The following is a 26501-nucleotide window of genomic DNA, read 5'->3' as shown; positions in this document are numbered from 1 at the left end:
TCGACTTCGTGCGCGGATTCATTCGCGACGTCGTCCGCGCGCCATGCTCGAGAACACCCCATCGCGGCGGATCAGTCCGTGGTGCAGCGCCGCGCCGACGTGTCCCAGGATCGTGGCGAAGAGTCCGAACGCCAGCACGGTATGCGCCTGCCGCAGGTAGGCGTAGAGCAGCGTGCTTTGCGGCGCGATCGGCGGCAGGCGCAGACCGCCGCCCAGCACGATGGGATCGCCCGCAGCCGAGAGCATGGCCCAACCGATCAGCGGCATGGCGATCATCAGGCCGTACAGCAACCAGTGCGATGCGTGAGCCGCATGTTTCTGCCAGCGAGGGAGCGTCGTCGGCAGTGCGGGCGGACGCGCGGCCAGCCGCGTGCACACCCGTAGCAGGGCGAGCAGCAGGATCAGGATGCCGAGCGGCTTGTGCAGACGGATCAGGGCTTCGTGCGTCGAGGACACACTGCCGACCATGCCGATGCCGATGAACAGCATCGCCACGATCAATACGGCCATCGACCAGTGCAGCAGGCGTGGCAGCCAATGGAAGTGCCGGGTAGGGGACGTCATGGCGTGTGCTCCTGCGGCGTGGCGGATGGCTGGACGGCGGGATACCCCGGTACATGCGCTTCTTCGCTGGTGCGGCGCAGATGCGAAAGCGCGTAGACCGCGGAGCGCGCCGGCAGCAGCGGGTCGTTAGAGATGCGGATGCCGTTCGGCAGTACGGTCGGGTCGTAGTTGATGTCGCGACAAGGTCCCTCGCTCTGCGATTCGGCGCGGGTCAGCACCAGCGTACCGGCGTCGACCTCGGGGCGATCCTCGGGCCAGGCGCGGGTGGCATCGTCGGTCGGGTCGCCGGGCTGCGCCAGCGTGACGATCAGGCGCCAGCGCAGCGGGCCTTGCGCAAGACGCTGCTGCAGGTCGGTGGCCAGTCCGTCGTTGCCGCTGCCTTCGTCGTTGATCGGCGCGGGCGTCTCGCTCTGCATGCGCCAGCGCACCGGATGTTGGTGTCCTTCGGCGTCGACGAACTCGAAGGCGTCCAGGCTGCGGTAGGTTTGCGTCGCCCAGCTCGACGAAGGGCGGGTCGCCTTGGCCCAGGCGAGGAACGCGCGGGTTTCCGGATGCGCTGCCCGGAAGGCCGCGATCCTAGCCGGATCCGGCTTGCCGGTAGCCGGATCGGGCTGGTGCGCGATCATCCGCGCCAGAAACCCGGCCGGCGTGGCGACGACGAAGACCGGCGAATTGTTCATGGCGGTGCGCCACTGCTGTCCGTCTTCCGGCGTGAAACGCAGTGCCAGGCTGCGCACCGGTCCGGCGGCATCGGAGGCAACCGGGTTCGGACCGGGCACGGCAAAGCGTCCGATCACCGGCGTGCGGGCATCGGTGGCGAATACCGAAGCCGTCGAATAGCGGCTGGCCGCGCCGTTGCTCTGGAAATAGCCGCTTACGCACATGCCCTTGGCATGATTGCGGCGGAAGCCCGGATGCACGCCGCCATGCTGGAACTGGTCGACGAAACGCGCCGGGGTCAGGCGGTCGGGTGTCATCCAGCCGGCGACGTAGGCAAACAGCAGCACGGGGACGACGAGCGCGCACGCGATGACGAGCCACCACCAGGGCTGTCTGCGCCGCGACGGGGCGGATGGGGAAGATGCCGACATGGGCGTACTCCTGGCCTCGAACGTGAGGGGGGTCTTCCTGTACGACGTTCGGGACAGGGATCTATTCCCTCGTCGGTGGAATAATCGTTCCTGCGCGGCGTCCCACTCATGGAACCCCGACAGGCGGACCCATGTCCCGGAACAACGAACTCGATGCTTACCTGCGCGCGTGTCTGCCGCGCCTGCGGCGATTCGCGCATTCGCTGACGCGCGATCAGACGCGCGCGGACGATCTGGTGCAGGCGGCGCTGGAGCGCGCCGTGAAGCGCTGGGACAGCCGGCGCGAGCCGGAAGCGCTGCAGGCCTGGCTGTTCAGCATCGTCTATCGGCAGTTCCTCGACAGCCGCCGCCGTGCGAAGCGTTATGCCTGGATGCTGGAACGCCTCGGCCACGAGGAAGGCTTCGCGCCGTCGGCACAGCGACACACCGAGGCGCATGCCATGCTCGAAGCGCTCGATGCCTTGCCCGAACCGCAGCGCAATCTGCTGGTCTGGGTCACCGTCGAAGGGCTCAGCTACCGCGAGGTCGCCGAGATTCTCGACGTGCCGATCGGCACCGTGATGTCCCGCCTGTCGCGGGCGCGCCGTGCGCTTCGTTCGCTCTGCGAGGGCGACGCTGTGTCGTCTTCTCCCCACCTGAGATTGCTGAAATGAGCATGATTCCCGACGAAAGCGATCTGCATGCCTACGTCGACGGTCGACTGGACGAGGCGCGTCGAAGCGAAGTCGAGCGCTGGTTGCAGCAGCATCCGGAGCGCGCACGCGAAGTCCGGCAGTGGCAACAGGACGCGCAACGTCTGCGGGTCCTGCTGGCGGCGTCGCCGACGCTGCCGGATGCACCGCAGCTGGACCCGGTCGCCATCCGCTCGCGACACGCCGCTCGGCGTCGTCGGCTGCTTGCGCTGGCGGCGTCGCTGGTGCTCGGCATCGGCGCGGGTGGTTTCACCGGCTGGCAGGCGCGCGGCATGCAGGAGGCGGCACGCGGCGAAGCGCCGATGAGCGACGCGCTGCAGGCCTACCGGATGTTCGCGCTGCAGCCGGAGGCCGTGGCCGACATGGTCCAGCAGCAGCCGGGACAGATGCAGTCCTGGTTGCAGCGCCATTTCGGCGACGCGGCGCATCTGCCGGATCTGCACGAAGCGGGATTCCGGCCCGTCAACGCACGGCTGCTGGCGACGGGTAGCGGTCCGGCGGCCATCGTCGTGTACCGCAACCGCGGCGGCGACGCCATCAGTTTCTACATCCGTCCGCCGACCGCGCTACGCGGGCCGCTGCCGCCGGGCACCAACCGGCAGGATGGCCTGCTGGCGAAATACTGGTCGGGGCAGGGCTACAACTACGCGCTGGTCAGCCGCGACCGTGGGCGCGATGCGCATGTCGTGGAGCGGGCATGGTCGGCGCGTTCGATTTGAGCCTGCGTTGCGGTTTCAGTCGCCTTCGGGCAGCGAGGTATCGATCTGGAACATCACCTGCACGCGCTGATCCGCTTCGCGCCTGGACATCGGTCGCGGACCGGGTCCGCCGTTGAGCTGGGCGCGCAGTTCCGGGTCGAGTTCGTAGGACAGTGCCGTCTGCAGTCGCGGCGGCAGCGGTTGGTCGATGGTGGCCGGGGTCTGTTTGCGCGGATTGGCATGCGAGGGGCCTGCCTGCATCGCGGCGCGTGCGCGGCGGTCGTCCTCGACCGGTTCGGATTCGCCCAGCACCAGGCGTCCCGATATCGGCGACCTCATTACGCTGATGCGTCCTTGCGGGAACCGGCCGCCGGGCCGGATGGGTGACTTCATGGTCGTACCTCGGCGATGATCGGGCAGGACATCCTGTAGAGGACATACTGAGGCCGATGGCACGCATCTATCAAGTCTGGACGATGGGCGAGGCGGACGTGCGCGTGGCGCTGGTGCACGATCGCGGCCAGGCCGACATCTGGGTGCATCGTGTATCCAGCTGGGGACTGGCGCAGGGCGACACGCGTTGGTTCATCACGCGCGAGCGGCATGACGCCACGGCCTGGGTGTATTTCTGCAGCATCGGCATGGCGCAGGTGAAAGTCTGTTTCGTCGACAGCTATGGCGAAGCCGGCTGGCGCGATCCTGCACAGGCAAGGCGCGGCCTGTTCGCTTCACGACGCGGGTTTTCCTGAGTCCGGCAGGCGCACGACCGACAGGTTGCGCATGCCGAGGATGCTGGCGATGCGCTCCTCGGACTTCTGCGCGTCCGCCGTCGACGGGAATCGACCTACCGCGAGCACGACCCAGGCATTGCCGCTGGCGTCGACCACGCCGATACGCGTCAACGGCAGATCGATGCCGGCCGCCTTCACGCGTTTCTCCTCGCTCGCCGCGGCGGCGTCGGAGACGTACATGCCCAGTTGCAGCGCGTAGGCTGCGGCGCCTTTCTTCGGCTCGGGCTGTTTTACCGCGGTACTCACTAGCAGGCTGCCGAGCGTGGCCGGCTTGGCAGCGCTCGAAGCCTTCGCCGTCGAGGCGGCCGGAGCGATGGCGCTCTTCGCGACGCGCTTGGCCTGGCCTGCGGCATCGCTCTTGGATGAATCGGACGGCGACAGGCCGGGCAGTTTGCCGACCAGGCCGGCGATATCCTGACGCCATGAATCGGGTGCCATCGCACCCGCCAGAAACATGCTGGCGCCGAACAGGATCACCAGAAGAATCAATGCCAGTTTCGCGAGCATGTCGCCATCCCTGTTGCCGTCTGCACCGCACGTGCGTCCCATGGTGCCACCGCCCGCAGGCAATGGCGAGACAGGAAAAGCAGCCATGGCCTGGGAATTATTCGCATTGAATCGATGCGCGTCTTCGTGGTACCACATCGACCTCGTTCGATCTTGAACTCGGGGAGCATCGAACGCGTCGCTCGCCATGCGGATGGCCCATACGGTTCCGCAAGTCTCCACGGCGCGACCGCCGATGCACCCACCGCGGCACAAATCAGGGGCGTGTCATGGATGATGCTTTGCGATTCAACCTTCTGGGTTCCTCGCCGCAGTTTGCGCACGTGTTGGCGCAGATCCGCCGCGTGGCCGGTTTCGACATTACCGTGCTGGTCAGCGGCGAAACCGGCACCGGCAAGGAACTGGCGGCTCGCGCCGTGCATTACCTCGGACGTCGTTCGGAAGGCCCCTTCATCCCGGTCAATTGCGGTGCGCTGTCCGAGTCGTTGTTGGAAAGCGAATTGTTCGGTCACGAGCGCGGCGCGTTCACCGATGCGCGACAGGCCGCGCCGGGACTGATCAGCGAGGCCGACGGCGGTACGCTGTTCCTCGACGAAATCGATGCGCTTTCCTCGAAGGCGCAGGCCTCGCTGCTGCGTTTCCTGCAGGACGGCACCTACCGCCGTGTCGGCGGCACGCAGATGCGGCACGCCGACGTGCGTCTGGTCACCGCCAGCAACGCGAATCTGGACGCGCTGGTCGAATCGCGGCGCTTCCGTCGCGATCTGCTGTACCGGTTGAAGGTCCTGCCGCTGCACATGCCGCCGTTGCGCGAGCGCGCCGGCGATGTGCCCGAACTGGCGCAGACGTTCCTCGACCGTCTCAACCGGCGTTATGCGTCCGACATGCCGGCCAAGCGGCTGCATCCGCGCACGCTGGCGGCGTTGGCGCATTACGATTGGCCGGGCAATGTGCGCGAACTCGAGCACTTCGTGCAGCGCGAATTCCTGATGTGCGAGGGCAGGGTGATCCAGGCCACGCCCGGCAGCGATCGGGTCGGTCAACAGGCCCCGGCCGAGGAGACGCCGCGATTCAGTGGTGACTTCCGCGAGGCGAAGGCGCGCGCCATCGCCGCATTCGAGAGCGACTACGTGGCCAGCGCCATGAAACGCGCGCATGGCAACATTTCCGAGGCGGCACGGATGGCTGGACAGGACCGCAGCGCCTTCAGCAAACTGGTCCGCAAGTATCGCAGCAAGCCGGCCACCGCGGACAAGCGCGAAAAGCATTCCGTCGACCCATGAAAACAAGAACTACGGGAGGAGCTTTCGCAGCTTCCAGTCATGGCACGCAAGCCATTCCCCAACGACGACGCCGCAACGGCTGAGCGTCATCGTATGATCGCTGCCGCGATCGCATCCTATCTGCGGCAGCATCCTCGAAGTGCGGATACCGCGCAGGGCATCCGCCAATGGTGGCTGCATGCTTCTGTGCCCGACGCCACCGAAGCCGAAGTCGAGCAGGCGCTCGCCGGCTTGAGGCAGCACGGCGTTGTCGAATCGTTGCGCATCGGTCAGCGAGAACTCTGGCGTTTGCGCACGGACGACTGAGCGCGTCCTCCATTCTTGACACAGCATCCGCGTTCGGGAGACCGGTCGCGATGGATTCGCGCGTCCATGCGCAGCGTTCGGCGGGGCATTTTTCTCCCGCCGTGAAGAAATCGTCCCACCTTCGCGCGGTGAGCCGGCAACCGTGGTTCCTCGTCCGCGTGCGCGGCAGGCTCATGCCGTTTCTTCACCATGCTCCGGCGAAATGTCCCGTACGAGCACTGGCCACGACTGAGTGAAAAAGCACACGGCAGTGCCGGACATTTTTCGTTGGTAAATAATTTTCTATATATAAATCAATATCTTGTGATCTTGGCATGCATCTTGATTAAGCGTCTACGCACGGGAACAACGGGCGGCATTCGTACGAACGGAATCCGCAGCCTTCCACCAACCGAGGCGCGAACATGACTGTCGAGAGTATTCAGAAGAAGTTGCTGCGTGTGCGTCCGCCGCGCGTACGCATCACCTATGACGTGGAAACGGGCGGGGCCAGCGAGAAGGTCGAGCTGCCCTTCATCGTCGGCATCTTTGCCGATCTTTCCGGCGAACGAAGCGCGGACTCGCTGCCTGCAGTGAAAGACCGCCGCATGCGCGACATCGACTCGGAATCCTTCGATCGGATCCTGTCCGAGTGCGGTCCGATGATCAGCCTGAACGGGTTGCCCGATCTGGTCGCCGGCGACGGCAAGAAGCTCAATGGTTCGTTGAGCTTCAACGCGCTCTCGGACTTCGAGCCGCTGGCCGTGGTCAACAAGGTGCCCAGCCTCCGACAGCGCTACCAGGCACGCGGCGACCTGCGCGGCCTGCAGTCGATGGCCGAGTGCAACGATTCGCTGGCCAGTCTGCTCGATCAGACCATCCAGGATGCCGATGCGATGGGCGGCCTGAAACAGCTGTTCCCGACCGACAGTTCGGATGACTGGGTCGTCGTCGATGTGTCGCCGTCCTCGACGCCGGCGCAGGGTCCTGTCGAAGGCAAGGACGTGCCGACCGCGCTGGTCACGCAGCTGGTGGCTCAGATGGGCGACAGCGTGAAGACGGCCGAAGCGGCCAAGGAAGCCGCGGCGGCGGCGCAAGAGGCGGCGGACCATGCCAAAAAGGCCGCCACGGATGCCGATGCCGCGCTGACGACCGCCAAGGACAACGCCAAGACGGCCGCCGACAAGCTTGCCGCGGCCGAAGACGCAGCCAAGAGCGCCTCCGGCGATGCGGCCATTGCCAAGGCCAACAAGGCCGCCATCGACGCCCGCAAGGCCAGCGACGATGCCGCTGCGGACCTGCAGCTTGCACAGTCCAATGCCGATGCCGCCGAGGCCCTGTCCGCACAGGCCGAGCAGACCGCGGCGGACCGTCATGCCGCATTCCTGTCCATCGATCCGCTGTCCCGTGCCCGTCGACTGACGGCGCGCTTCACGCATGAAATCGTCATGCCGATGGAGAACAAGGATCTGACCCACGTCGAGTTGGGCAGCAACGGACTCATCGATGAGCGGGTCGGCGGCATCGACGTGCAGATCGGTCGTCAGCTCGACGTGATCATGCATGCGCCGAACTTCCAGAAGCTCGAAGCGACCTGGCGCGGCATGTTCTACCTGGTCTCGCGCGCCGAGACCGGCACGATGCTGAAGCTGCGCGTGTTCAACGTCGCCAAGGACGATCTGCGCAAGGAACTGGAGAAGGCGGCCGACTTCGATCAGAGCTGCATCTTCAAGATGATCTACGAGGCGGAGTTCGGCACCTACGGCGGCATGCCCTACAGCCTGCTGGTGGGCGACTACGAGTTCGGCCGCCTGCCCAACGACCAGTCGCTGCTGAGCAGCATGACCATGATCGCCGCTGCCGCGCATGCGCCGTTCGTGGCGGCGGCCGCACCGTCGCTGTTCGGTCTGGACGGTTTCGACAAGCTGGCCAAACCGCGCGACCTGGCCCAGTTGTTCGAGTCGCCCGAAATGCAGCAATGGGTCGAGTTCCGCAACACCGAGGACTCGCGCTACGTGGCGCTGACGCTGCCGCACGTGCTGCTGCGTCTGCCGTACGGCAAGGATTCGCGTCCGGCCGAGGGCCTGCATTACGAGGAAACCGTGACCGGCAAGAACGGCCCGGAACACGGCGCCTTCCTGTGGGGCAACGCGGCCTACGCGCTGGCCGAGCGCATCACCAACGCCTTCGCGCTGTTCCGCTGGACCGCGGCGATCCGAGGCGTCGAGGGCGGCGGCCTGGTCAACGGCTTGCCGATCTTCACCTATCACGACGATGCCGATCTGGTGAACATGATCTGCCCGACCGAGGTCACCATCACCGATCGCCGCGAGAAGGAACTGAACGATCTCGGCTTCATCTCGCTGTGCAACTGCAAGGGCACCGGGCAGGCGGCTTTCTTCGGCGGCCAGACCGCGAACCAGCCGCGGCAGTACCTGACTACCGACGCCAACGCCAACGCGCGTCTGTCGGCCATGCTTCCGTACATGCTGGCGGCGTCGCGCTTCGCGCATTACATCAAGGTGATCATGCGCGAGAAGGTGGGCTCGTTCCTCACCCGCGGCAACGTCGAGGCCTACCTCAACACCTGGATTTCCCAGTACGTGCTGCTGGACGACAACGCCTCGCAGGACGTGAAGGCCAGTTATCCGTTGCGCGCCGCGCAAATCAACGTGACCGACGTACCCGGCGAACCCGGATCGTACAAGGCGACGGTCTTCATCAAGCCGCACTTCCAGCTGGAAGAGCTGACCGCATCGATCCGCCTTGTCGCCGACCTGCCCAAGGGCTGATCGCCTAAGCAACGGATCCACCACCAGGAGCGACCATGGACCTCATTCTCTTGCAACCCGGCGACCCCTCCATCTTCGGAGGCGCGAACAGCTGGCAAAACGGCGGCAGCCTGATCGACAACTTCGAGGACGTGTGGAAAGGCTTCAAGCCGCCCTCGAAGAACATGGGGCAGTGCCTCGAGCTGGTTTCCGTCCATCAGGGCATGAAGCAGCAGATCACCACCGACGTCAGCAACTCGGCGCGTACGTCGGGCCGTCCGATCATCACCGAGTTCACGTGCGTCAAATACGTCGACAAGACCTCGGTCAAGCTCTACGAGAACTGCCTGGCGGCGAAACCGCTCGGTGCGGGCGCCGACAAGCCGACCAAGATCTACATCGCGCGCAATTCCGGCGAGAAGACCGCCAACATCCTGACCATCGAGCTGCGTGACGCGATCGTCAGCGAGATCCAGTTCCAGTCGAATCCCGACGACATGCCGACCGAACAGTTCAAGCTCAATTTCACCGAGGTCCTGTGGACCTACACGGTGCAGCGGGCCGACACCAACACGTCCGGCAACCTCTCGTCCGGCTGGAGCATCGCGCGCAATCGAACGATCGGTCAGTTCACCCCCTGAAGCTGTCGCCGCACGTCGGCGAAGGGAAGTTCGACATGCAGTTCCTGCTCGAAAAGCTGGTCAACCGGGAAGCGCCGGGCATGGGCAAGGCGCCGCCGTTCGACCTGGCGGCGGCCATCGCGGAGCAGATTCAGCGGCTCGTGATGTGTCGCCCGAGCGTGGCTGCGGGCGACATCCGCATCGACGACTTCGGCATGCCGAGCATCGTCGAGTTCGGCATCGGCAGCAGTGACCGGGAGCGTTACGGTCGCTGGCTGCTGCGCGCCATCGCGCATTACGAGCCGCGTCTGCTGGAGCCTCGTCTGGAGTGGGTCGATGGCGATCACGGCACGCTGACCGCGACGCTCAAGGTCCATGGACGCCTGCCTGGAGAGAGCACCGCACGCGTGTTCCGCTTCGACGCGCCCCGAGCGGAGCGTCGGTGATGAAGCTGGAAACGCCGCGACTGAAAATGTGGTTCGAGAACGAGCTGTCTTCGCTGCGCGAGGAGGCCGTCGAGTTCGGCGCTTCGTTCCCGGCCCTTGCCCGCGACCTGCAACTCAGCGGCGGCCGCAGCAGCGATCCGCACGTGGAGATGCTGATGCAGTCCTTCGCCTGGCTCGCCGGGCGTCTGCGCTATCAGCTGGAAGCGGATCAGGCGGTGCTGCCCAACGCCTTGCTCGGCATTCTCTATCCGCATCTGGAAGCGCCGCTGCCGGCGATGCTGCTCGGCGAGATCGAGGTACGTGCCGACGGCGCCAACTTCGTGCATGGCGCCGCGCTGGAGCGCGGCCGTCTGGTCTCGGCGATGGCGAGCTCGGAGGACGGCAAGGAGGTTCGCTGCCGCTTCCGTACCTGCTTCCATACGCCGCTGTGGCCGCTCAAGGTGATGCAGGTCGGACCGGTCGCCGCCAACGCCTACGCGCTCGACCCGCGCGACAAACGCACGGCCTCGGTCGTGCGCGCCACGATCCGCGCCTTCGGCAAGGACACGCTGCAGGCGCTGAAGCCACCGTTCCTGCGCTTCTGCATCCACGCCGAGAACAAGCACGCGTACCGATTGCACGACGCGCTCGCCCTGCATCTGGTGCGCATGGCGGTGCGCATCCCGGGTCAGGACGAACTGCGCTACATCGAGCCGGACCGTCTCCGCTGGTGCGGCTTCCGCGACGACGAAGCCATGCTCGATGCGCATCCGTTGACGCATCCGGGCTACCGCCTGGTGCAGGAATATTTCGCGTTCCCGCAGAAATTCCTGTTCTTCGAGGTCGACGGGCTGGACCTGAGCGGCGCGGACAAGGAGTTCGAGCTGCTGTTCCTGCTCGACCTGCCGCCGATGAAGGTGTCGATGGACGCCTCCTTGCTGCGCCTGAACTGTCTGCCGCTGGTCAACCTGTTCCCGCAGCGCATCGAGCCGTTCGTGCTCGATCAGAAGCAGTACGAATACCGTTTGATCGGCGACGAGCAGCATCACCGATTCTGCGAGATCTACGCGATCAAGGATCTGGTGTCGATCGTGCCGGGCAAGAGTCCGCGTCCGATCGCGCCGTATTTCTCCATGGACGAGTCGATCAGTCTGGAGCGTCAGGACTACTTCTACGCCCCGCGTCGCGGCATCAACCAGACCGGGGCGATCCATGGCACCGAAACCTATCTGTCCTTCCTCGACCCCGATTTCGCATTGACGCATCCGGCCGAGGAAATGATCGGCGGCACGGCCCTGTGCACCAATCGACGGCTGCCGTCGATGCTGCGAGCAGGCACGTTGCTGTACCTGGAAGGCGCGGGCGCGGTGTCGACGTTGACCGTGGCCTGCAAGCCCACGCCGAACCAGCCGCCGCAGATGATTGGCGACCGTCCCTGGGCGGTGATCTCGCAGTTGTGTCTGAACCATCTGTCGCTGGTCGACAACGGCCATGGCCCCGAGGCGCTGAAGAACATGCTGCGCCTGCATGTGGGCTCGGCCAGCGTGGACGGCTATCGCCAGATCGACGGATTGAGCGGGCTGCAAACCCGCCGCGTGCAACGCGCGCTGCCGCGTTGGCCGACGCAACGCGGATTCACCGATTGCCTGCAGATCCGCCTGCAGATCGATCTGGGCCATTTTGAAGGCGCCAGCGCGGCGCTGTTCGCATCGGTGCTGCGCCATTTCCTGGCGCTCTATGCAGAGGTCAATACCGTCGTTGAAGTGATTCTGGAGTCGATCCATCACCGTGGAGAATTGAAGACATGGCAACCGCTGACTGGCGCACAGGCGAATCTCTAGCCGCGCGCCTGCAGGCGCAGCCGGCGAGTTTCGATTTCTTCCAATGGGTACGGCTGTCGTCGTGGCCCGCGCAGGATGATGTGCAGGCGCGCGAGCGAGGCGCTTCGCGCGTGCATCCCGATCTTCGCTTCCGCAGTGAATTGTCGGCGGCGTTCCCCGGCAGCGAGATTTCCGCCGGGCGCATGCGCATGCCGCGGCGTCCGCTCGGCGGTCGGCGGCGGCGGGAATTGTTCGTCTCCAACTTCACCGTGCTGGGCATGTTGGGTCCGATGCCCGACAGCTTCACCGAGTGGGTGCGCGAGCGGCTCGCCGAACGCGACGCGGGAATGGCCGAGTTCCTCGACATCTTCAATCACCGCATCAGCACATTGCGCTACGAACTGAAGGCGGCCAGCGTGCCGGCCTTCGACGCGCTGCATCCGGAGCACACCCGGTATGCCGGCGCGGTCGGCGCATTGATGGGGCTGCTCGCGTTCGACGGCGCGGCCGACGAGATACTCAAGCAGCGCGTGCCGCTGCCGCGTCGTGCGTTGCTGTCGTTGGCGGGTCTGTTGCCCAGTGGACGGCGCAGCGCGGCGACCGCCGAGCGCGTACTCACGCTGTATCTGGGTACGGACGTTCGCGTGCAGCCGTTGCTCGGCGCATGGCGCGACATCGAGCAGCGCGATCGGACGCATCTGGGGCGGCGACGCCTGAGCGATCCTGCGCCGCTGGGCAAGCGGGTCTGGATCAACCATGCCTGCGTGGGTCTGGAGATCGGTCCGATCGGCTACCAGGCGCTGTGTGCCGTACTCGCCGATCGCGCGCCGGCCGGCATGGATGCGCGCAAGGATGCCTTCGGTCGCGGTCACGGACCGCTGGTGGCGATGGTGCATTACCTGTTCGACCGTCGCGTCGATGTGCGGGTGTCGGTGACGCTGCGCGATGAGCGTCTGCCGCCGCCGAACCTGCGCCTGCCGCGCACCGCGAACGGCAGCCACGGGCTGCGCCTGGGCCAGACCGCCTGGTTGCGCGGCCCGCAGACGGCGGCGCGCCGGGTGAGCTTCCTGATCCGTGCCGACGACGACCGGGCGGTGGCCGCATGAGTCCGCGCGACGACCAGGTGGGCGTGACCCGTGTCGACACGATCGGCCAGGCTGGCAAGCCCGACTCGCCGCTGTTGTGGCTGCACTGCGCGATCACGCTGCCAGGCAACCGCTGGTACGGCGACGAGACCTTCCGCCTGATCGATTTCAAGGGGCAGGAGAGCATCTCCGAACCGTTCGACTATCAGCTCGAACTGCGCGCCAGCACCAGTCCGTCCGGCGCCGTGGAGATCGATTTCGACCAGGTGATCGGCCGCCCGATCACCGTGGGCATCAACAGCGCGATCAAGAGCGACCGTCCCGATGCCGCCGCCCGTTTCATGCAGGCGGTGAAGCAGGGCAGTGCGCCGGGCATGAACGTGTTCAACGGCATGGTCAGCTCGTTCACGATGGCCCAGCCCGGCGTGTACCGCATCGGCATGAAGCCGGCGCTGTGGAAGCTGACGCTGACCAACAACTACCGCGTCTATCCGCAAATGAGCGTGCGCGACGCCATCGAGCAGCTGATGCGCCGGCACTACCTGGATTATTCGCTGGAAGACATCTCCGGCAACAACAACCTGGCCGTGGCGCGCGTGCAGGACTGGCTGCAGTCGGGCGAGAGCGACTATGCCTTCCTGCAGCGTCTGATGAGCAAGGCGCACATCTTCTACTACTTCCAGCACTACGGCGATCGGCATGTGGTGGTGTTCTCCAACCGCGCCGTCTACCCGCAGGCCTTCGGCGACCGACCGCTGCGTTATACCTACACCTCCATCGACGATCTCGGTCTGCATTTCGACGATGTGGTGTACGAGTACAGTTATCAGCAGTCGCTGGTCAGCAGCGGCGTCAGCGGCGGCTTCGTGCATCAGGAAAGCGCGTCCGAGCAGGACACGGTCGCCGACTACCAGACCTTCTCCTCGCAGATGCCGGCCGATCCGGGCGAGCTGCCGTTCAACCAGTACCGCACCTACGAATACGGCTTCAGCAACGACAGCGCGCAGGAGTACGTGAAGAACACGGCTTCGGTCCTGGCGTCCTCGTCCAGTCAGCTCAACGGCGGCAGTACCTGCATGTACTTCCGCGTCGGCTATCGCTTCACGCTGCAGGGCAACATGGCCGAGGGCACCAGCCCGCGCGCGGTGCGACCGACGCTGCAGGGCAAGCCGTTCGTGCTCAGCCGCGTGCAGCATTCGGCGTCGGCGGAGGGGTCCTACACCAACACCTTCGAGGCCACGGAGGCGAACGGACTCATCAGTCCGTTCTCGGTGCAGGACACCCAGCAGGGCAGCATCCTGGCCCGCGTGGTCGATGTGGAAGGTCAGCGCCCGCAGGACTGGCGTTTCTACGAGCCGCAGAACTTCGATCCGGAATCGTCGAACCTGCGCGACACCCAAGCGGCGCCGACCGACCTCATGGCCAAGGGCGTCTACGTGCAGTTCTCCAGCCCCGGTTCGCCCGGCGATCCGGTCTGGGTGAAGCTGGCGCCGCACATGCAGACGGTGCCGGAAATCGGCGTGATGGTGCTGGTCTCGCGCGCCAACGACGAATCCGAATTGCCCGAAGTGCAGAGCATCGTGCAGGCCAACGGCTCGCTGGTGGTGACACCGTCGGGCTGGACCGCGAACACCAATGTCGGCAGCAGCTACTCGACCAGTTACGGCGACAACCAGAGCATCCGCTTCGGCCTGCACTCGGACTACGACCTGGACAAGGCCGTCAGCATCGTCACCTCGAAGTACGACACCGGCGACTACCGAGATACCAGCTATTCGCAGGGCGCCAGCTACAGCTACGCCACCTCCGAAAACGGCAAGGACGGACTGCTCAGCCGATCCGATTCCTTCGGCTGCACCTACAGCACGCACGAGGGCGCCGAGGTCTGGAGCAAGAGCACGCTGGGCAAGACCACTTCGTATTCGACCGTGACCGGCGACAGCTACAGCGAAGATGTGTCGCTGGGCACCGCCACGCGCAAGTCGACGCAGAACATCGTCGACAACACCTCGCTCACGGCCATGCAAAGCAGCACGTCCGCGGTCGGACTCACGACTTCCATCGACACCATCGGTTCGACCACCACCACCTCGGCGGTCGGCATCAGCACCGGCATATCGATGACCGGGGCGGCGCTGCAGACCTCGGTCACTGGCGTGCGTACCGAGAGTTCGCTGACCGGGGCCGTCACCAGCGCTTCGCTGACCGGCATGAGCAGCTCGGTATCGGCGACCGGATCTACCGAAGCCGTGGCGGTCACCGGCAGCGCCATCGACACGCGCGTGACCGGTTCCAGCATCAGCACTTCGGTCACCGGCAGCAGCATCCAGACCAACGTCGTCGGTTCCAGCATCGACACCAGCGTGGTCGGCGCATCGACGCGCCTGAGCGTGACCGGCGAAAGCACCGGCATCTCGGTCACCGGCGACACCACCGACATCGGCGTGGTCGCTTCGGAGACGCATGTCGGCGTCAAAGGCATGTCCACGTCCGTGGAAGTCATCGGCACGGGACTCTCCGTGAAGGTGGCCGCGGCCCAGATCGGCGTTGAGATCACCGGCATCAGCGTGTCGATCCCGATCACCTACATCTACGTATGAGGCGCGCATGAAGATAGTCAAACCCATGACGCTCGGCCTGATGCACCGCCCGTACCGGTGGCGCGGACAGAGCCGTCTTCTGGCGGCCACGCTGCAGTGTTTCCATCTCGGCGGACGCGTGGAAAGCCTGCTGCGCGACAATCTGCAGTGGCGCAAGATCATCGCCCAGCTGCCGACCGGCAAGCCGCTCGACGAGTTGATGCCCAAGCATCGCGGCGAAGTGCTGCTGGCCGGTCACGCGTATCCCGCGAACGGACTGGCGACGACCGAGATGACCGTGCGCATGACCCTCGCCGGCATCGACAAGTCCGTGCGCGTGATCGGCGACCGCGAATGGCTCTACGGCATGCTGCCGCTGCGCCAGATCACGTCGCCGGCGCCGTTCACCAGCATGCCGTTGACCTGGGATCGCGCCTTCGGCGGCGCGCGGCATCCGGGCAATCCGCAGGGGCGCGGTTATCTGCCGAATCGACTGGCCGCGCTGATCGGCCGCAACCACGGCAGCATGCCGAACCTGGAAGCGGTCGACGAGCCGGTGCGCAACCACAACCGTGCCTACGCGCCGGTCGGTTTCGGTCCGCTGGACGTGGGCTGGATGCCGCGCCGGCAGTGGGTCGGCACCTACGACAGCCAGTGGCACGCCAAGGGCTTCCCGGGCCTGGCCGACGACACCGACCCGGAATTCTTCAACGCCGCGCCGCTCGATCAGCGCATCGAAGGCCTGTTCCGCGGCGGCGAACCGTACCGCCTCGAAGGTCTGCATCCGCAGCGTCCCGTGATCGAGGGGCATCTGCCCGACATGCGTCCGCGCGTGTTCCTGCACCGCAAGGGCGCCGGCACGGACGTGGTCGAGGAATTGCCGCTGCAGTTCGACACCGTGTGGCTCTTCCCGGACGCCGATCTGGGCGTGGCGATTCACCGCGGCGAAGCCATGACGCAGGATGCGATGGCGCTCGACGTGGATGCGCTGATGTGCGCCTACGAACATCAGTCCGATGCCCCGCGTCCCGTGCAGCACTACGGCGAGACGCTGGCGGTGCGCATGAACCGCGACACGGCGGCTCGGCACGTATTCAACGAATCGCAGCTGACGCCGGACATCGACGCCGCCACCCGCGCCGAACGCGCTCGTGAGGCGCAGCAGGAGCAGGCCCACCGTCGCGATGCCCGCGAGGCGCGCGAGGCCGAACTGCAAGCGGAATTCGAGAAACAGGGCGGGTTGCCGCCATCGGACACCCCCACGCCGACGGCCGAACCGATGGCGCTCCAGACGCCGACCGCCGCAGCCGTGAAGCGAGGCGATTTCGCCTTGGGTCCGTTGCTCGACAGCGCCCATCAGGTCGCCGAGCAGGCGCGGCAACGGGCGCAGGCACGTCGCGAGGAAGTTCTTGCCGAGTATGGCGAACTGCCCGCCGCCGCGCCGCCGGAAGCGACCGGAAGCGCCGAAGCCATCGAACGAGCGCAGCATGGCGATGCTTCGCTGGGCATGCTGGCCGAACTGGCCGACACGCAACCGCAGTCGCCGCCGCCCATCGCGCAATTGCACGATCTGCAGCGCCGCGCGCGTCTGGCTTCGCCTTCCGCGACGGCGCCGGTGCAGCCGCTGACGCCGGAAGCGGCCTCGGCGATCGGTCATTGGATCGTGCAGCGCGTGCGCGAGGGCGAGTCGCTGCGCGGCTGCGATCTGGCCGGCGCCAATCTGCGCGGTGCGTTGCTGTCCGGCGCCGATCTCAGCGGTGCGTTGCTGGAATCGTCCGATCTCAGCGGCGCGCGCCTGGACGGCGCCAACTTCAGCGAAGTGGCCCTGACCGGAGCCTGCCTCGACGCCGCCGACTGCACCAGCGCGCTGTTCGACGGCGCCAACCTGGCGCGCACGCGGGCGCATCGCACGCTGTTCCGCAGCGCCAGTTTCAAAGGCACGCAGGCGGCCGAATCCGATTGGCAGGACGCCGACCTGAGCGGTGCGCAGATGGATCAATGGATGGCGTCCAACATCAATCTGACGCGCGCCGATCTGCGCGGCACGAAGCTGAGCGACTGCGTGTTGCTGCACGCCCGCGGCAAGGGCAGTCGCTGGGCGCGCTCGCACTGGAACCGCATCGTGGCGCTGGGTTCGGACTTCGACGCCAGCGAATGGAACGACGCCGTACTGGAACGCAGCGTGCTGATGGAGTGTCTGCTCACCGACAGCCACTGGTCCAACGCGCGACTGGTGCGCGTGCAGGCCGGCGGCGGGGCCGACTGGAGCCGCGCCGATCTGCAGCGCGTCGATGCCGACCGCAGCAGCTGGCGCGACGCCACGCTGATCGATGCCGATCTGACCGACGGCGAGTTCCGCCAGTGCGATTTCGGCGGCGCGAACCTCGCGGGCGCTTCGCTGAAGCGTTCGCTGTTCTATCGCGCGCTGTTCATGGGCAGCGATCTCAGCAGCACACAGGCCGATGCCGCGGACTTCTATCAGGCCATGTGTCGTCGCGCGGACTTCCGCGAAGCGGATCTGCATGGCGCCAACTTCATGCAGGCCGATTGCAGCGAGGCGCATTTCGAGCATGCCTGCCTCGACGAAGTGCGCATCGAACCGGGCCGGAGGTTGCCGCGATGACCGACTGGAACGATATCGCCCGTCTGCAGCGGCTGGGCAAGCCGCTGCACGACGTCGACCTCGGCGACCTCGACGGTCGCGGTCGGACCATCGAGGGGCTGGTGCTGAGCAAGGTGCGCTGGAACAACGCGCGCCTCGACGGCGCGACGCTGAAGCGCGTGACCTTCATCGATTGCGATCTGCAGGGCGCTTGTTTCGACGGCGCGACGCTGGACGGTTGCAGTCTCACCAAGACCCGGCTCGCGCGCAGCTCCTGGACCGGCAGCCAGGTGGCGCAATCGGCCTTCACCGAATGCGACCTGCAGACGAGCGCATGGACCCAGGCACAGTGGTCGATCAGCGTGGCGACGCGCTGCGATGTCCGTGCCAGCCAGTGGACGTCCGCCATCCTGCATCGCAGCGTGTTCGCCGAAGGGCGGATGGATCACGCGGTCCTGCGCAACACCGTGCTCGATCAGTCGGTGCTGCCCGACGTCGATTTCCGCAGTCTCGATATCGTCGGCCTGCAGGCGCATACCAGCGTGCTCAAGCAGGCGCGCTTCGACGGCAAGGATCTGCGTTCCGTCACGCTCGAACGCTGCCTGTTGGAACAGGCGTCCTTCGTCGGCTGCGACCTGCGCGGCACGGTGCTTCGCGAGTCCAATCTGCGTCAGGCGCACGTGCGGCAGTCGAATCTCGATGGCGCCGACCTCAGCCGCGCGCTGCTGCTGGAAGCGGTGCTGAAGGACGTCGACGCACACGACCTGCGTGCGACCAACGCCGTGCTGCAGGGCGCGCGTCTCGACGACGTGCGGCTCGACCGCGCCGTGCTGTCCTCCAGCAACTGGGACCACAGCCAACTGCACGACGTCAGCTTCGCGGCCGCCCAGCTCGACTACGCGCGTTTCGAGCATGCCCGCGGCAGCCGCATCGATTTCGATCACAGCCGCTTCCGTCACGGCAACCTGCACGACGCGCGCTTCGCGCAGGCCACTTTCGAGCAGGCCGATTGCGCGGGCCTGCGCGGCACCTCGTCCGAGCGTCTCGCCGCCGAATCCCGTTCCCTTTCCCTGGAGATGCACTGATGTTCGCTACTCAACGACGCCGCTTCACCCGCGTGCAGCAGCACGCACCGGAATGGTCCGAGGCCGTGATCCACTCCAGCCTCGACGATGGACTCTGGCTGATGCAGGACGGTCGCAGCGCCCGTCAGGCCGTGTCCTGCCTGATCACGCCGCAGGCCGGCGACGAGGTGCTGCTGGTGCGCACGGCCGAAGGCCGCTACCACGTGCTGCACGTACTCGACCGCGTTGAACGCGAGCAGGTGGTGATGACCGTGCCCGGCGCGCAGCGTCTGACGATCCGTCAGCCGGACGTGGACGTGAGCGCCGAGCAGACCATTTCCATGCGCGCCGCCGATGGCGTCGACATCACCGCGGCACGCGGTTCGCTGTCGCTGAACGCGCGCAACGTGTTCACCAGCGCCGCCGAATCGCTGGTGCAGACGGCTTATCACTACGTCGGCCAGGTCGAACATTTCCTGGTCAGCGCGCGTCAGCTGCTGCGTATCGACAGCGAACAGGCGCTGGTCACCGCGCGCCAGGACGCCAAGATCGACGCCGAGCGCGTCAGTCTGGGCTGAAGGAGGAGCGATGTTCGCGAACACCAACCTCGGCGTGCTGAGCCTGGCTTTTCCGGACGTATGCAACGTGCCGGTGTCGGGCGTGCCCGTGCCGACGCCGTTCCCGAACATCTCCATCTCGCTGATGGATATCCCGGTGCAGTTCGAGGTCATCATCGGCGGCGGGCTGGGCGAGAACCTGATCACCATCAGCAGCATGACGCAGGGCGATGAGGCGGGCGTCGAGGGCGGCCTCGAATCGGTCATGTTCATGGGCCCTGCGCGCACGCTGCTGGGCAGTTTCACGGTGTATGTGGGAGGGGTCCCGTGCACGCATCTTTTCGATCTGACCGGTCAGAACGGCATGCTTCCGAACGCCGAGGGCACGTCGCTGACGCCGGCGCAAATCACCGTACTGGTGTTCAGCTGATGCGCCGCCGTCACGCCATCGTGCTGTTCGCGTTGCTCGCGTCGCTGCTCGTATCGGGCTGCAGCGTCTTGTCCAAGCTGGTGCCGTGGGGCGACAAGACCACGGACGTGAAGGACCTTCGCGTGGTCGCGGTGCCGGACGCCAACGCCGATTCGGCCACCGCGCTGGATCTGGTGTTCGTCTACGACAAGACCGCCGCCGGCCTGCTGCCCAAGACTGCGCCGGAGTGGTTCGGCAAGAAGGGCAACCTGGTGAACGGTCTGGGCACCTCGGCCGACATCGTCTCGCTGCAGGTCACGCCGGCGTCGGTGGTCGATCCGGTCAAGCTGCCCAAGCGACACGGCAAGGCCATCGCCGTCTATGGCTTCGCCGGCTACCTGAGTCCATCGGGGCAAGGCCGCGTCGACCTGACCGGCTTCAAGCACCCCACGATCTGGCTGGAAACGTCGGCCGTCCACGTTAGCGAACCCTGAGGTAGCGTCATGCCTGTCGTCGATCCATCCATCCTGCTGCCCGAGGCCGTGTCCTGGACCGAGGGCATGCTGCTTTCGCCGCAGCATTTCCAGCAGAACGACATCTACTGGCACGCCACGCTGCGTCAGCGCATGGCCGCGATCCAGCCCAACTTCTGGGGCATCCAGACGCTCAAGCTGGACATCACCGAGCTGGTCAAGGGGCGGGTGGCGATCGAGCGCCTGCGCGCGATCATGGGCGACGGCTTGCTGGTGGATTATCCGGGGCACTACGGATCGCAGCCGCTGGCGCTGGACCTGTCCAAGCACGACTGGACCGTCACGCCCGAGGTCACCGTGCATCTGCGCATTCCGGTACGCGGACGCGGCGCGGCTAGCGACATCGGCGACATGCGCCGCTACACCACCGAACCCGGTGCGCTGGAGGCGGACGAGAGCAACGTGCAGGACGAGATCAACGTCGATCGCCTGCGCCCGTGTCTCAGCCTCTTCGCCGGCGACAACGTACCCAAGAGCTATTGCTCGTTTCCGCTGCTGCGTCTGCGCGGCGATTCGCGCGGCGTGCATTTGACCGACTTCCATCCGCCGATGCTGCAGGTGGACGCTTCCGACTTCCAGGGTGACAACTCGCTGCGCAGCCAGTTGGAGAACCTGTCGGCGAGGCTGTGGGCAAAGTATCGCGAACTGCTTGGGGTGCGCATCGGCGAACAGCCGGGGTATGCCGAGGACAGCGTCGCGCAGGTGTATGCGGCGCGCTGCCTGGCGATGGCGCTGCCGGCGTTCGACGTCGTGCTCAAATCCGGCGTGGCCCATCCGTGCGATCTGTACGTGGCGCTGGCGCAGCTGCTCGGCTTCGTCGCCGCTACGCCGTCGGCGCCGCAGCCGCCCGCGCTGGCGGGCTACGAGCACGAAAACTGCATGCCTCAGTTCCAGCAGGCGATCGGTTACATCACCAAGCAGATCGATCAGCTCAATGCCGACTACCGGATTCTCGAATTCGAGCCGGTCGGACGTTCCGGTTTCCGCTGCCGTCTGCCGGCCGGCACGCACACCGACACGCTGTATATCGAACTGCGTCCGCGGGCAGGGCAGAGCGGACCCACGCTGGGCCACTGGCTGCGCAACGCGCGCATCGCCGCGCACGAGATGCTGCAGACCCTGCTGCGCCGGCGCTTCCCGGGCGCCGGCGTGCGCGAGGCGGACGCCACCCGCGTGGCCTCGTTGAACCTGCGGCCGGGCGCGTTCGTGTTCCAGGTCAGCAACGCCAACATCGAACTGGACGGCGGCCAGGTCCGCCGCCTGATCGTGGACAACGACGAACTCGTCATCCTCGGCGAGCCGGGCGACGAAGTGCCGGCTTCGATCCTGCTGTATCTGCCGCGCGTGCGCGACGGCGCGCCCGCTGCAACCACGGGTGGAGGCGGCTGATTGATCGCGACGACGCGCCCCGACCGGAATTTCCTGCTCGAGCATTTCTCGGCCTTCTACGAGGAGCTCGCGCGGATCAAGCAGGCTGCACGCAGTCAGGAACTGACGCGCCTGCTCGAACCGGATCGACCGCATGCCGAGATCGATCCACACGCCATGGCCGAACGTGTCGCCGCGCGTCTGCTGGCGGTCATGGACGCACAGATGCACATCGTGCGCGGCATGGCCACCGGTGCCGAGATGGACGCTTATCGGCGTACTCGATACGTGATGGCGGCGCTGGCGGACGAGGTCATCATCTTTGAATTGTCCCGCCCAGACAGCAACGACTGGACCGCGCACTGGGTCGAGCACCTGATCGAACATTCGATCGCGCGCAGCCGGGTTGCCGGTCGCCAGTTCTTCGTGCTGGCCAAGGCGCTGGTGGAATGTCGCGCGCCCAGCGTGCTGGAGGCGAATCTGGCGGCCGTGTTCCTGCTTGCGCTGCAGCTCGGCTTCAAGGGCATGTACCGCGGACCGGAGAGCAACAGCATCCTGCGCGCCTACCGCAGCCGCCTGCACAAGCTGGCTCGCCTCGGCGACATCGGCAAGGCGCGCGAGCATGCGTTTCCGCAAGCCTACGACTATGCCGTGCAGGTCGATGAGTCGAGCGCGCAGGTGCGTCCGGCGCTGTCGCCTTGGCTGCGCGCGGCGACCTACGTGACCGTGGGCTATCTGCTGCTGTCGTCGGCGCTCTGGATCACCCTGACCTGGTCGCTGGTGTACTCGCTGGGCGGTGCCTCGTGAGCGCGCTGTTCACCATCAGCATCGTCGTGGCGCTGGTCGCACTGCTGCTGATCGTGGTGCTGATGTGGCGCGCGCGTCGCAGCAAGGCTGCGCCGAAGAAGCCCGCGAACAAGAAGCCCTCGCGCTGGAGTCTGCATGGACTGATCGACGCGCTGCGCCGCCGCTACGCGGTGATCGAGCGCGCCGTGCGCTATGTATTGGCTCGCCATGACTGGCGCTATCGCAGTCCCTGGCTGCTGCTGATGGGGTTCCCCGGGCACGGCAAGAGCAGCCTCGTGGCCTCGATTCCGGATGCGCTGCTGCGCAGGAATACGCGCGGCGATGCCCGCCACGAGGCCTATCTGAAGGCCGGCACGCGTTACGCACACTGGTATTTCCTCGATCAGGGCATGCTGCTCGATCCGGAGACCGGAGTCAGCGCGCCGCCGGGGCAGGTGGAGGTCGACGCACGCTGGCGTGCCTTGCTCGACGACATCGACAGCCTGCGTCCCGATCGTGCACTGGACGGCATCGTCTGGGTGGTCTCGGCCGAGCGTCTGCTGCATGCCGACGATACCGCGCTGCATGCGGAGGCCGCGCAGGCGTTCCAGCGCATCCACGAAGTCCAGGAGACGTTTGCCTTCGCATTGCCGGTCTATGTGGTCGTCAGTCAATGCGATGCCATCCACGGTTTCGATGCCTTCTGGAAGGCGCAGTCGACGAGCCTGCGCTCGGAAATGATCGGCTGGTCCAGTCCGACCATCGATGACAACGGCACGCCCGACGCCTGGGTCGAGGATGCCTTCAACAAGCTCACGCGCGGTTTGCGCGAGCTGGTGCTGGACGCGGCGGCCAGTCACGACCATATCGACGACGTCGACGACTTCTTCCTGTTCCCGCGCGCCATGAATGCGCTGCAGTCGGCGCTGCAGCGTTATCTCGGCGTGGTCTTCAAGCCCAACAGTTTCGAGACGCGTGCGTTCTGTCGCGGCATCTACTTCACCGGTGCCGTCGATGCGGTCGACACGCCGTCCGACGCGCCGCGTCGCGATGTGTCGTTCATCGAGAGCCTGCTGCGCGACAAGATCTTCGCCGAGCGCCGACTGGCCCAGCGCACCCAGCGCGGTCTGTTCGCGCGCAATCGCCTGATCCGCCGCATCCAGATCGGCATGACCGCGGCAGCGCTGCTGCTGGCTGTGGCCCTGCCGTGGTCCGCATGGCGACTCGATGCGCAGACGCAGTCCTTGCGCAGCGCGCTCGCGGACATCCATCTGAGTGCCAAAGCGCAGCATCAGGGATGCCTGGATCGCGATCACGTCTACGCCCTGATTGCGCAGGTCGCGCATCTGGACACTCACATCGGCCGCGTCGCCATTCCGTTGTCGTGGTTCGACGACCGGGTCAGCGACGGCGTCGCGCACGAAGTGTCCTCGAAGACGCTCGGCACGGTGGTGTTTCCCGCGCTGGCCTGCCAGTTGAGTCTGCGTATAGATGAACTGTCGCGGGCCACGCTGACCACGCCGGCCGGCGAGAGCGCCCCGGGACGCGATTTCGATGCCGAGCGCAGTCAGTTGACGCAAACGCTCAACGAGCTGTCGGCATTGGAGACCAACCTCGACCGGCTCGCGCGGCTGTCCGAACCCGGACTACGCAGTGAGCGCAAGGCGGAACTGCAGGAGCTGGCCGATCTGGCCCTGTATGTCTACGGCAAGCCCTTGCCCGACGTGGCGATGCGCACGCAGAGCGCGCTGACCACGGCGCTCGCCGAAACCACCTACGACGGCGCGCCGCAGATTTCCGCGCTGCAGCGCGAGGGTTACACCAAGCGCATCGATGGCATGGTGCGCCAGGTGCGCAACGACCTGCTCAAGGAAGTCGCATCTGGGCCGCGGCTGCTGCGCGATCTGCAGGCCACCCGCGCGCCGATCCTGCGCCCGCTGCGCGCCTTCAACAGCTGGCTGGACTGGATCAACAGCTCCTGGCTGACCTCGACGACCTACGACAATCCCTGTGAGCGCACGCGTCGCGCCATCGCGCCGGGCATCGAGGCTTTGATCGGCGTGCATCATTACAACGATTCCCTGCGCGATGCGTTGGGCTATCTGGATACGCCCTCGTGCTATCAGCCGGCCGTGGACACGCTGCGGCAGGCGCAGCTGACGCCGTACGGGTCGCTGTTCGTGGTCAACAAGTCGACCGATCAGCTGCAGGGCGTCAGTCCGGGCTTCGGGCGCGAGGCATCGGGACTGAAGACCCTGGCTTCGCTGGCCTTCGCCCAGGTCGAGCGTCTACAGCCGTTCAGCTGCAACGGCTCGGTCAGCGGCTGGAAGTCGGGCACGTTCACCGAGGTCCTGACGCAGTTGCGCGATTACCAGAACTTCATCGCCGCGCAGCCGCCGAGTCCGCTGAAGGGCGGGGTGGACAACGAGCCGCTGTACCAGCGTCTTGCCCTGGCGCAGCTGTCGGCGGTAGTCGAACGCGACATCGCCCAGAACCAGCTCGGCGCGACGGATGCGGATACGGTGCCGGGGCTGGACGCCACCTCGCAACTCGACCGCCAACTGGCGAGCGAGAGCAGCCAGTTGTCGGCCGCCGTCGGTCCGATCCTGCAATCGCAGCAGCAGTTGCGGCAGCTGCAACTGTCGCCGCTGGCCGATCGTGTGGGGCAGTGCATGCGCAACTACGCATCGGATCGTCTGGCCGACGTTTCCGGTCTTGCCGTCGCCAGCCAGTTGTACGATCCGGCCGTGCAGTCCGACAGCGAAGGCGACGCCCATGTGTTCGATCTGGGCGCGCCGGCGGTGCTGCAGTCCTACCTCAATCGGCAGATCGAGCGGGTGCAGGTGCTGGCCGGCTACGCCGCGCCGTTCGTGACCCTGCTGAAGAACTCCGCCGGCAGCGACGACAGCCAGCGCAAGAACGACCAGACCGACGCCTTCTGGGGCAACACCATCGACGCGCTCAACAGCGCGGTGCAGTTCTCCGATCCGGCGGGGCAGGCCGCCAAGCTCGATGACTTCTTCACCAAGCAGCTGCAGCCGATGACCTTCGACAACTGCAGCGCGACCCTCGACGCCTACACGTCGCCGACCGTCGGCAACGACCTGTTCTCGCAGCGCCGGGAAGCGATGCTGAAGGTCGCACGCATGGCCTGCTCCGGACACGGACAGTCCAGCGTCGACCTGCATTACTACCGCATTGCGATGCTGTTCAACAGCCAGATCGCCGGGCGCTATCCGTTCGGCGCGAGTGGCTCGCACGAAGTGTCGCTGAGCAACGTGCGCGCTTTCTTCGTCTACTACGACAGCGAGAAGCCGGAGCTGGAAACCTGGCTGAAGACGGCCCAGGGCGACAAGGCGAAACAGATGCGCGATTTCGTGCAGAAGCTCGACGCCGTGGAAACCTTCCTCGCCGGCAACCTGCTGGCCACGCCCCAGCCGCAACCCATCGAACTGGCGGTCGGCTTCCGCGCGCTGCCGCAAAAATCGCCGCAGAGCGACCAGTTGATTGCCTGGAATCTCGGCGCCGGCGACAACGCGGCCGTGTGGCCGAACGGTCCGACACAGGTGCCATGGAGCTTCGGTCAGCCGTTGACGCTCACGCTGCAATGGGCCAGCGGTTCGCGCTTCATGCCGCTGCCGGACAGCCGTCAGAGCGACCTGCAGGTCAGCGGCGAACGCGCGCTGTTCAGCGCCAGCGGCCCGTGGGCCTTGCTGCACCTGCTGGATCTGCATCGCACCAGCGCCGGGACGGGCGATAGCGCGCTGCCCGACCGTCAGTGGCTGCGCTTCAGCGTGCCGACCCTGACCAAGAGCGATGCGAAAACCGCGCCGACCGCCGTGTCGCCCGATCCGACCGCGTTCTATCTCACGCTGGATCTGAGCGCCAAGGACCCGAAGACCAAACAACCCGTCACGCTCGACGTACCCGCGTTCCCGCAGAACGCGCCGGTGCTCTGGTGAGCGCCGACG

The 26501-nt window shown here is 66.2% G+C and carries 23 protein-coding genes; 19 read left to right on the top strand and 4 right to left on the bottom strand.

What is annotated here, in order from left to right:
* Window positions 1–18 precede the first annotated feature (18 nt).
* The gene (locus tag LF63_RS08215) at window positions 19–564 is read right to left on the bottom strand and encodes a cytochrome b (protein WP_043100935.1); all 546 of its coding nucleotides are present in this window, start codon (window positions 562–564) and stop codon (window positions 19–21) included.
* Window positions 561–1655, bottom strand: a complete 1095-nt coding sequence (locus tag LF63_RS08210) for a catalase family peroxidase (protein ID WP_043100934.1) — start codon at window positions 1653–1655, stop codon at window positions 561–563. The genes LF63_RS08215 and LF63_RS08210 overlap by 4 nt, the downstream gene beginning before the upstream one ends.
* Window positions 1656–1786: 131 nt before the next feature.
* Here LF63_RS08210 and LF63_RS08205 point away from each other — a divergent pair, with 131 nt between their 5' ends.
* On the top strand, window positions 1787–2308 hold the full coding sequence (locus LF63_RS08205; protein WP_043100932.1) for an RNA polymerase sigma factor: 522 nt from the start codon (window positions 1787–1789) through the stop codon (window positions 2306–2308).
* Window positions 2305–3066, top strand: a complete 762-nt coding sequence (locus tag LF63_RS08200) for an anti-sigma factor family protein (RefSeq protein ID WP_043100930.1) — start codon at window positions 2305–2307, stop codon at window positions 3064–3066. Before LF63_RS08205 ends, LF63_RS08200 begins: the two co-directional genes overlap by 4 nt.
* A 15-nt stretch (window positions 3067–3081) precedes the next feature.
* On the opposite strand, the gene LF63_RS08195 is transcribed toward LF63_RS08200, so the two are convergent.
* Window positions 3082–3438: a hypothetical protein gene (locus LF63_RS08195; protein WP_152569295.1), complete on the bottom strand. Its 357-nt coding sequence runs from the start codon at window positions 3436–3438 to the stop codon at window positions 3082–3084.
* A gap of 56 nt (window positions 3439–3494) precedes the next feature.
* Here LF63_RS08195 and LF63_RS08190 point away from each other — a divergent pair, with 56 nt between their 5' ends.
* A complete protein-coding gene (locus LF63_RS08190; protein WP_043100927.1) occupies window positions 3495–3794 on the top strand; it encodes a 7(1) septoil knot domain-containing protein in 300 nt (99 codons plus the stop codon).
* Here the strand turns inward: LF63_RS08190 and LF63_RS08185 are convergent.
* The gene (locus LF63_RS08185) at window positions 3774–4481 is read right to left on the bottom strand and encodes an SPOR domain-containing protein (RefSeq protein WP_161782336.1); all 708 of its coding nucleotides are present in this window, start codon (window positions 4479–4481) and stop codon (window positions 3774–3776) included. The two genes, LF63_RS08190 and LF63_RS08185, sit on opposite strands and share 21 nt — an antisense overlap.
* Before the next feature lie 143 nt (window positions 4482–4624).
* Between LF63_RS08185 and LF63_RS08180 the strand changes: the two genes are divergently transcribed.
* From LF63_RS08180 to LF63_RS08105, 16 genes are all read left to right on the top strand, one after another.
* Window positions 4625–5626, top strand: a complete 1002-nt coding sequence (locus tag LF63_RS08180; RefSeq protein WP_235205291.1) for a sigma 54-interacting transcriptional regulator — start codon at window positions 4625–4627, stop codon at window positions 5624–5626.
* A gap of 39 nt (window positions 5627–5665) precedes the next feature.
* Window positions 5666–5932, top strand: a complete 267-nt coding sequence (locus LF63_RS08175; RefSeq protein ID WP_152569293.1) for a hypothetical protein — start codon at window positions 5666–5668, stop codon at window positions 5930–5932.
* A 404-nt stretch (window positions 5933–6336) separates the two neighbouring features.
* The gene (tssC, locus tag LF63_RS08170) at window positions 6337–8703 is read left to right on the top strand and encodes a type VI secretion system contractile sheath large subunit (RefSeq protein ID WP_043100922.1); all 2367 of its coding nucleotides are present in this window, start codon (window positions 6337–6339) and stop codon (window positions 8701–8703) included.
* A 35-nt stretch (window positions 8704–8738) separates the two neighbouring features.
* On the top strand, window positions 8739–9323 hold the full coding sequence (locus LF63_RS08165; protein WP_043100921.1) for an Hcp family type VI secretion system effector: 585 nt from the start codon (window positions 8739–8741) through the stop codon (window positions 9321–9323).
* Window positions 9324–9358: 35 nt separating this feature from the next.
* Complete coding sequence (locus tag LF63_RS08160) at window positions 9359–9748, top strand: GPW/gp25 family protein (protein ID WP_052394855.1); 390 nt, start codon at window positions 9359–9361, stop codon at window positions 9746–9748.
* The gene (tssF, locus tag LF63_RS08155) at window positions 9748–11568 is read left to right on the top strand and encodes a type VI secretion system baseplate subunit TssF (protein WP_043100919.1); all 1821 of its coding nucleotides are present in this window, start codon (window positions 9748–9750) and stop codon (window positions 11566–11568) included. The genes LF63_RS08160 and tssF overlap by 1 nt, the downstream gene beginning before the upstream one ends.
* Window positions 11532–12653, top strand: a complete 1122-nt coding sequence (gene tssG, locus LF63_RS08150; protein ID WP_081945151.1) for a type VI secretion system baseplate subunit TssG — start codon at window positions 11532–11534, stop codon at window positions 12651–12653. The genes tssF and tssG overlap by 37 nt, the downstream gene beginning before the upstream one ends.
* Entirely contained in the window at window positions 12650–15232 is a 2583-nt protein-coding gene (locus LF63_RS08145; protein ID WP_052394854.1) for a contractile injection system protein, VgrG/Pvc8 family, read from the top strand. Before tssG ends, LF63_RS08145 begins: the two co-directional genes overlap by 4 nt.
* Before the next feature lie 7 nt (window positions 15233–15239).
* Window positions 15240–17834, top strand: coding sequence for a DUF2169 family type VI secretion system accessory protein (locus tag LF63_RS15255; RefSeq protein WP_081945150.1), 2595 nt, complete (start codon window positions 15240–15242; stop codon window positions 17832–17834).
* Complete coding sequence (locus tag LF63_RS08135) at window positions 17831–18898, top strand: pentapeptide repeat-containing protein (RefSeq protein ID WP_043100916.1); 1068 nt, start codon at window positions 17831–17833, stop codon at window positions 18896–18898. The genes LF63_RS15255 and LF63_RS08135 overlap by 4 nt, the downstream gene beginning before the upstream one ends.
* Window positions 18898–19455, top strand: coding sequence for a DUF3540 domain-containing protein (locus tag LF63_RS08130; protein WP_052394852.1), 558 nt, complete (start codon window positions 18898–18900; stop codon window positions 19453–19455). The genes LF63_RS08135 and LF63_RS08130 overlap by 1 nt, the downstream gene beginning before the upstream one ends.
* A 10-nt stretch (window positions 19456–19465) precedes the next feature.
* Window positions 19466–19864 carry a DUF4150 domain-containing protein gene (locus tag LF63_RS08125; RefSeq protein ID WP_043100914.1) on the top strand — a complete coding sequence of 133 codons (399 nt, stop codon included), beginning with the start codon at window positions 19466–19468 and terminating at the stop codon, window positions 19862–19864.
* Window positions 19864–20337, top strand: a complete 474-nt coding sequence (locus LF63_RS08120) for a hypothetical protein (protein WP_043100912.1) — start codon at window positions 19864–19866, stop codon at window positions 20335–20337. The genes LF63_RS08125 and LF63_RS08120 overlap by 1 nt, the downstream gene beginning before the upstream one ends.
* 9 nt (window positions 20338–20346) lie before the next feature.
* Window positions 20347–21765 (top strand): type VI secretion system baseplate subunit TssK, encoded by a 1419-nt coding sequence (gene tssK, locus LF63_RS08115; RefSeq protein ID WP_043100910.1) that lies wholly within the window; start codon window positions 20347–20349, stop codon window positions 21763–21765.
* Window positions 21766–22551: a DotU family type IV/VI secretion system protein gene (locus tag LF63_RS08110; RefSeq protein ID WP_043100908.1), complete on the top strand. Its 786-nt coding sequence runs from the start codon at window positions 21766–21768 to the stop codon at window positions 22549–22551.
* Window positions 22548–26492, top strand: coding sequence for a type VI secretion system protein (locus LF63_RS08105; RefSeq protein ID WP_043100906.1), 3945 nt, complete (start codon window positions 22548–22550; stop codon window positions 26490–26492). The genes LF63_RS08110 and LF63_RS08105 overlap by 4 nt, the downstream gene beginning before the upstream one ends.
* Window positions 26493–26501 lie beyond the last annotated feature (9 nt).

The organism is Oleiagrimonas soli (genome assembly GCF_000761445.1).
GTDB classification, from domain to species: domain Bacteria; phylum Pseudomonadota; class Gammaproteobacteria; order Xanthomonadales; family Rhodanobacteraceae; genus Oleiagrimonas; species Oleiagrimonas soli.
The sequence above is the reverse complement of the archived record's forward strand: the minus strand, read 5'-3'. Positions and strand labels throughout refer to the sequence as shown.

Bases quoted from the DNA above. Each gene is read 5' to 3' on its own strand.
- LF63_RS08205 (WP_043100932.1), top strand. From the start codon at position 1,787: ATGTCCCGGAACAACGAACTCGATGCTTACCTGCGCGCGTGTCTGCCG.
- LF63_RS08190 (WP_043100927.1), top strand. From the start codon at position 3,495: ATGGCACGCATCTATCAAGTCTGGACGATGGGCGAGGCGGACGTGCGC.
- tssG (WP_081945151.1), top strand. From the start codon at position 11,532: ATGGCAACCGCTGACTGGCGCACAGGCGAATCTCTAGCCGCGCGCCTG.
- LF63_RS08215 (WP_043100935.1), bottom strand. From the start codon at position 564: ATGACGTCCCCTACCCGGCACTTCCATTGGCTGCCACGCCTGCTGCAC.
- LF63_RS08135 (WP_043100916.1), top strand. From the start codon at position 17,831: ATGACCGACTGGAACGATATCGCCCGTCTGCAGCGGCTGGGCAAGCCG.
- LF63_RS08185 (WP_161782336.1), bottom strand. From the start codon at position 4,481: ATGTGGTACCACGAAGACGCGCATCGATTCAATGCGAATAATTCCCAG.
- LF63_RS15255 (WP_081945150.1), top strand. From the start codon at position 15,240: ATGAAGATAGTCAAACCCATGACGCTCGGCCTGATGCACCGCCCGTAC.
- tssK (WP_043100910.1), top strand. From the start codon at position 20,347: ATGCCTGTCGTCGATCCATCCATCCTGCTGCCCGAGGCCGTGTCCTGG.
- LF63_RS08175 (WP_152569293.1), top strand. From the start codon at position 5,666: ATGGCACGCAAGCCATTCCCCAACGACGACGCCGCAACGGCTGAGCGT.
- LF63_RS08195 (WP_152569295.1), bottom strand. From the start codon at position 3,438: ATGAAGTCACCCATCCGGCCCGGCGGCCGGTTCCCGCAAGGACGCATC.
- LF63_RS08125 (WP_043100914.1), top strand. From the start codon at position 19,466: ATGTTCGCGAACACCAACCTCGGCGTGCTGAGCCTGGCTTTTCCGGAC.
- LF63_RS08160 (WP_052394855.1), top strand. From the start codon at position 9,359: ATGCAGTTCCTGCTCGAAAAGCTGGTCAACCGGGAAGCGCCGGGCATG.
- LF63_RS08145 (WP_052394854.1), top strand. From the start codon at position 12,650: ATGAGTCCGCGCGACGACCAGGTGGGCGTGACCCGTGTCGACACGATC.
- tssF (WP_043100919.1), top strand. From the start codon at position 9,748: ATGAAGCTGGAAACGCCGCGACTGAAAATGTGGTTCGAGAACGAGCTG.
- tssC (WP_043100922.1), top strand. From the start codon at position 6,337: ATGACTGTCGAGAGTATTCAGAAGAAGTTGCTGCGTGTGCGTCCGCCG.
- LF63_RS08130 (WP_052394852.1), top strand. From the start codon at position 18,898: ATGTTCGCTACTCAACGACGCCGCTTCACCCGCGTGCAGCAGCACGCA.
- LF63_RS08210 (WP_043100934.1), bottom strand. From the start codon at position 1,655: ATGTCGGCATCTTCCCCATCCGCCCCGTCGCGGCGCAGACAGCCCTGG.
- LF63_RS08165 (WP_043100921.1), top strand. From the start codon at position 8,739: ATGGACCTCATTCTCTTGCAACCCGGCGACCCCTCCATCTTCGGAGGC.
- LF63_RS08120 (WP_043100912.1), top strand. From the start codon at position 19,864: ATGCGCCGCCGTCACGCCATCGTGCTGTTCGCGTTGCTCGCGTCGCTG.
- LF63_RS08200 (WP_043100930.1), top strand. From the start codon at position 2,305: ATGAGCATGATTCCCGACGAAAGCGATCTGCATGCCTACGTCGACGGT.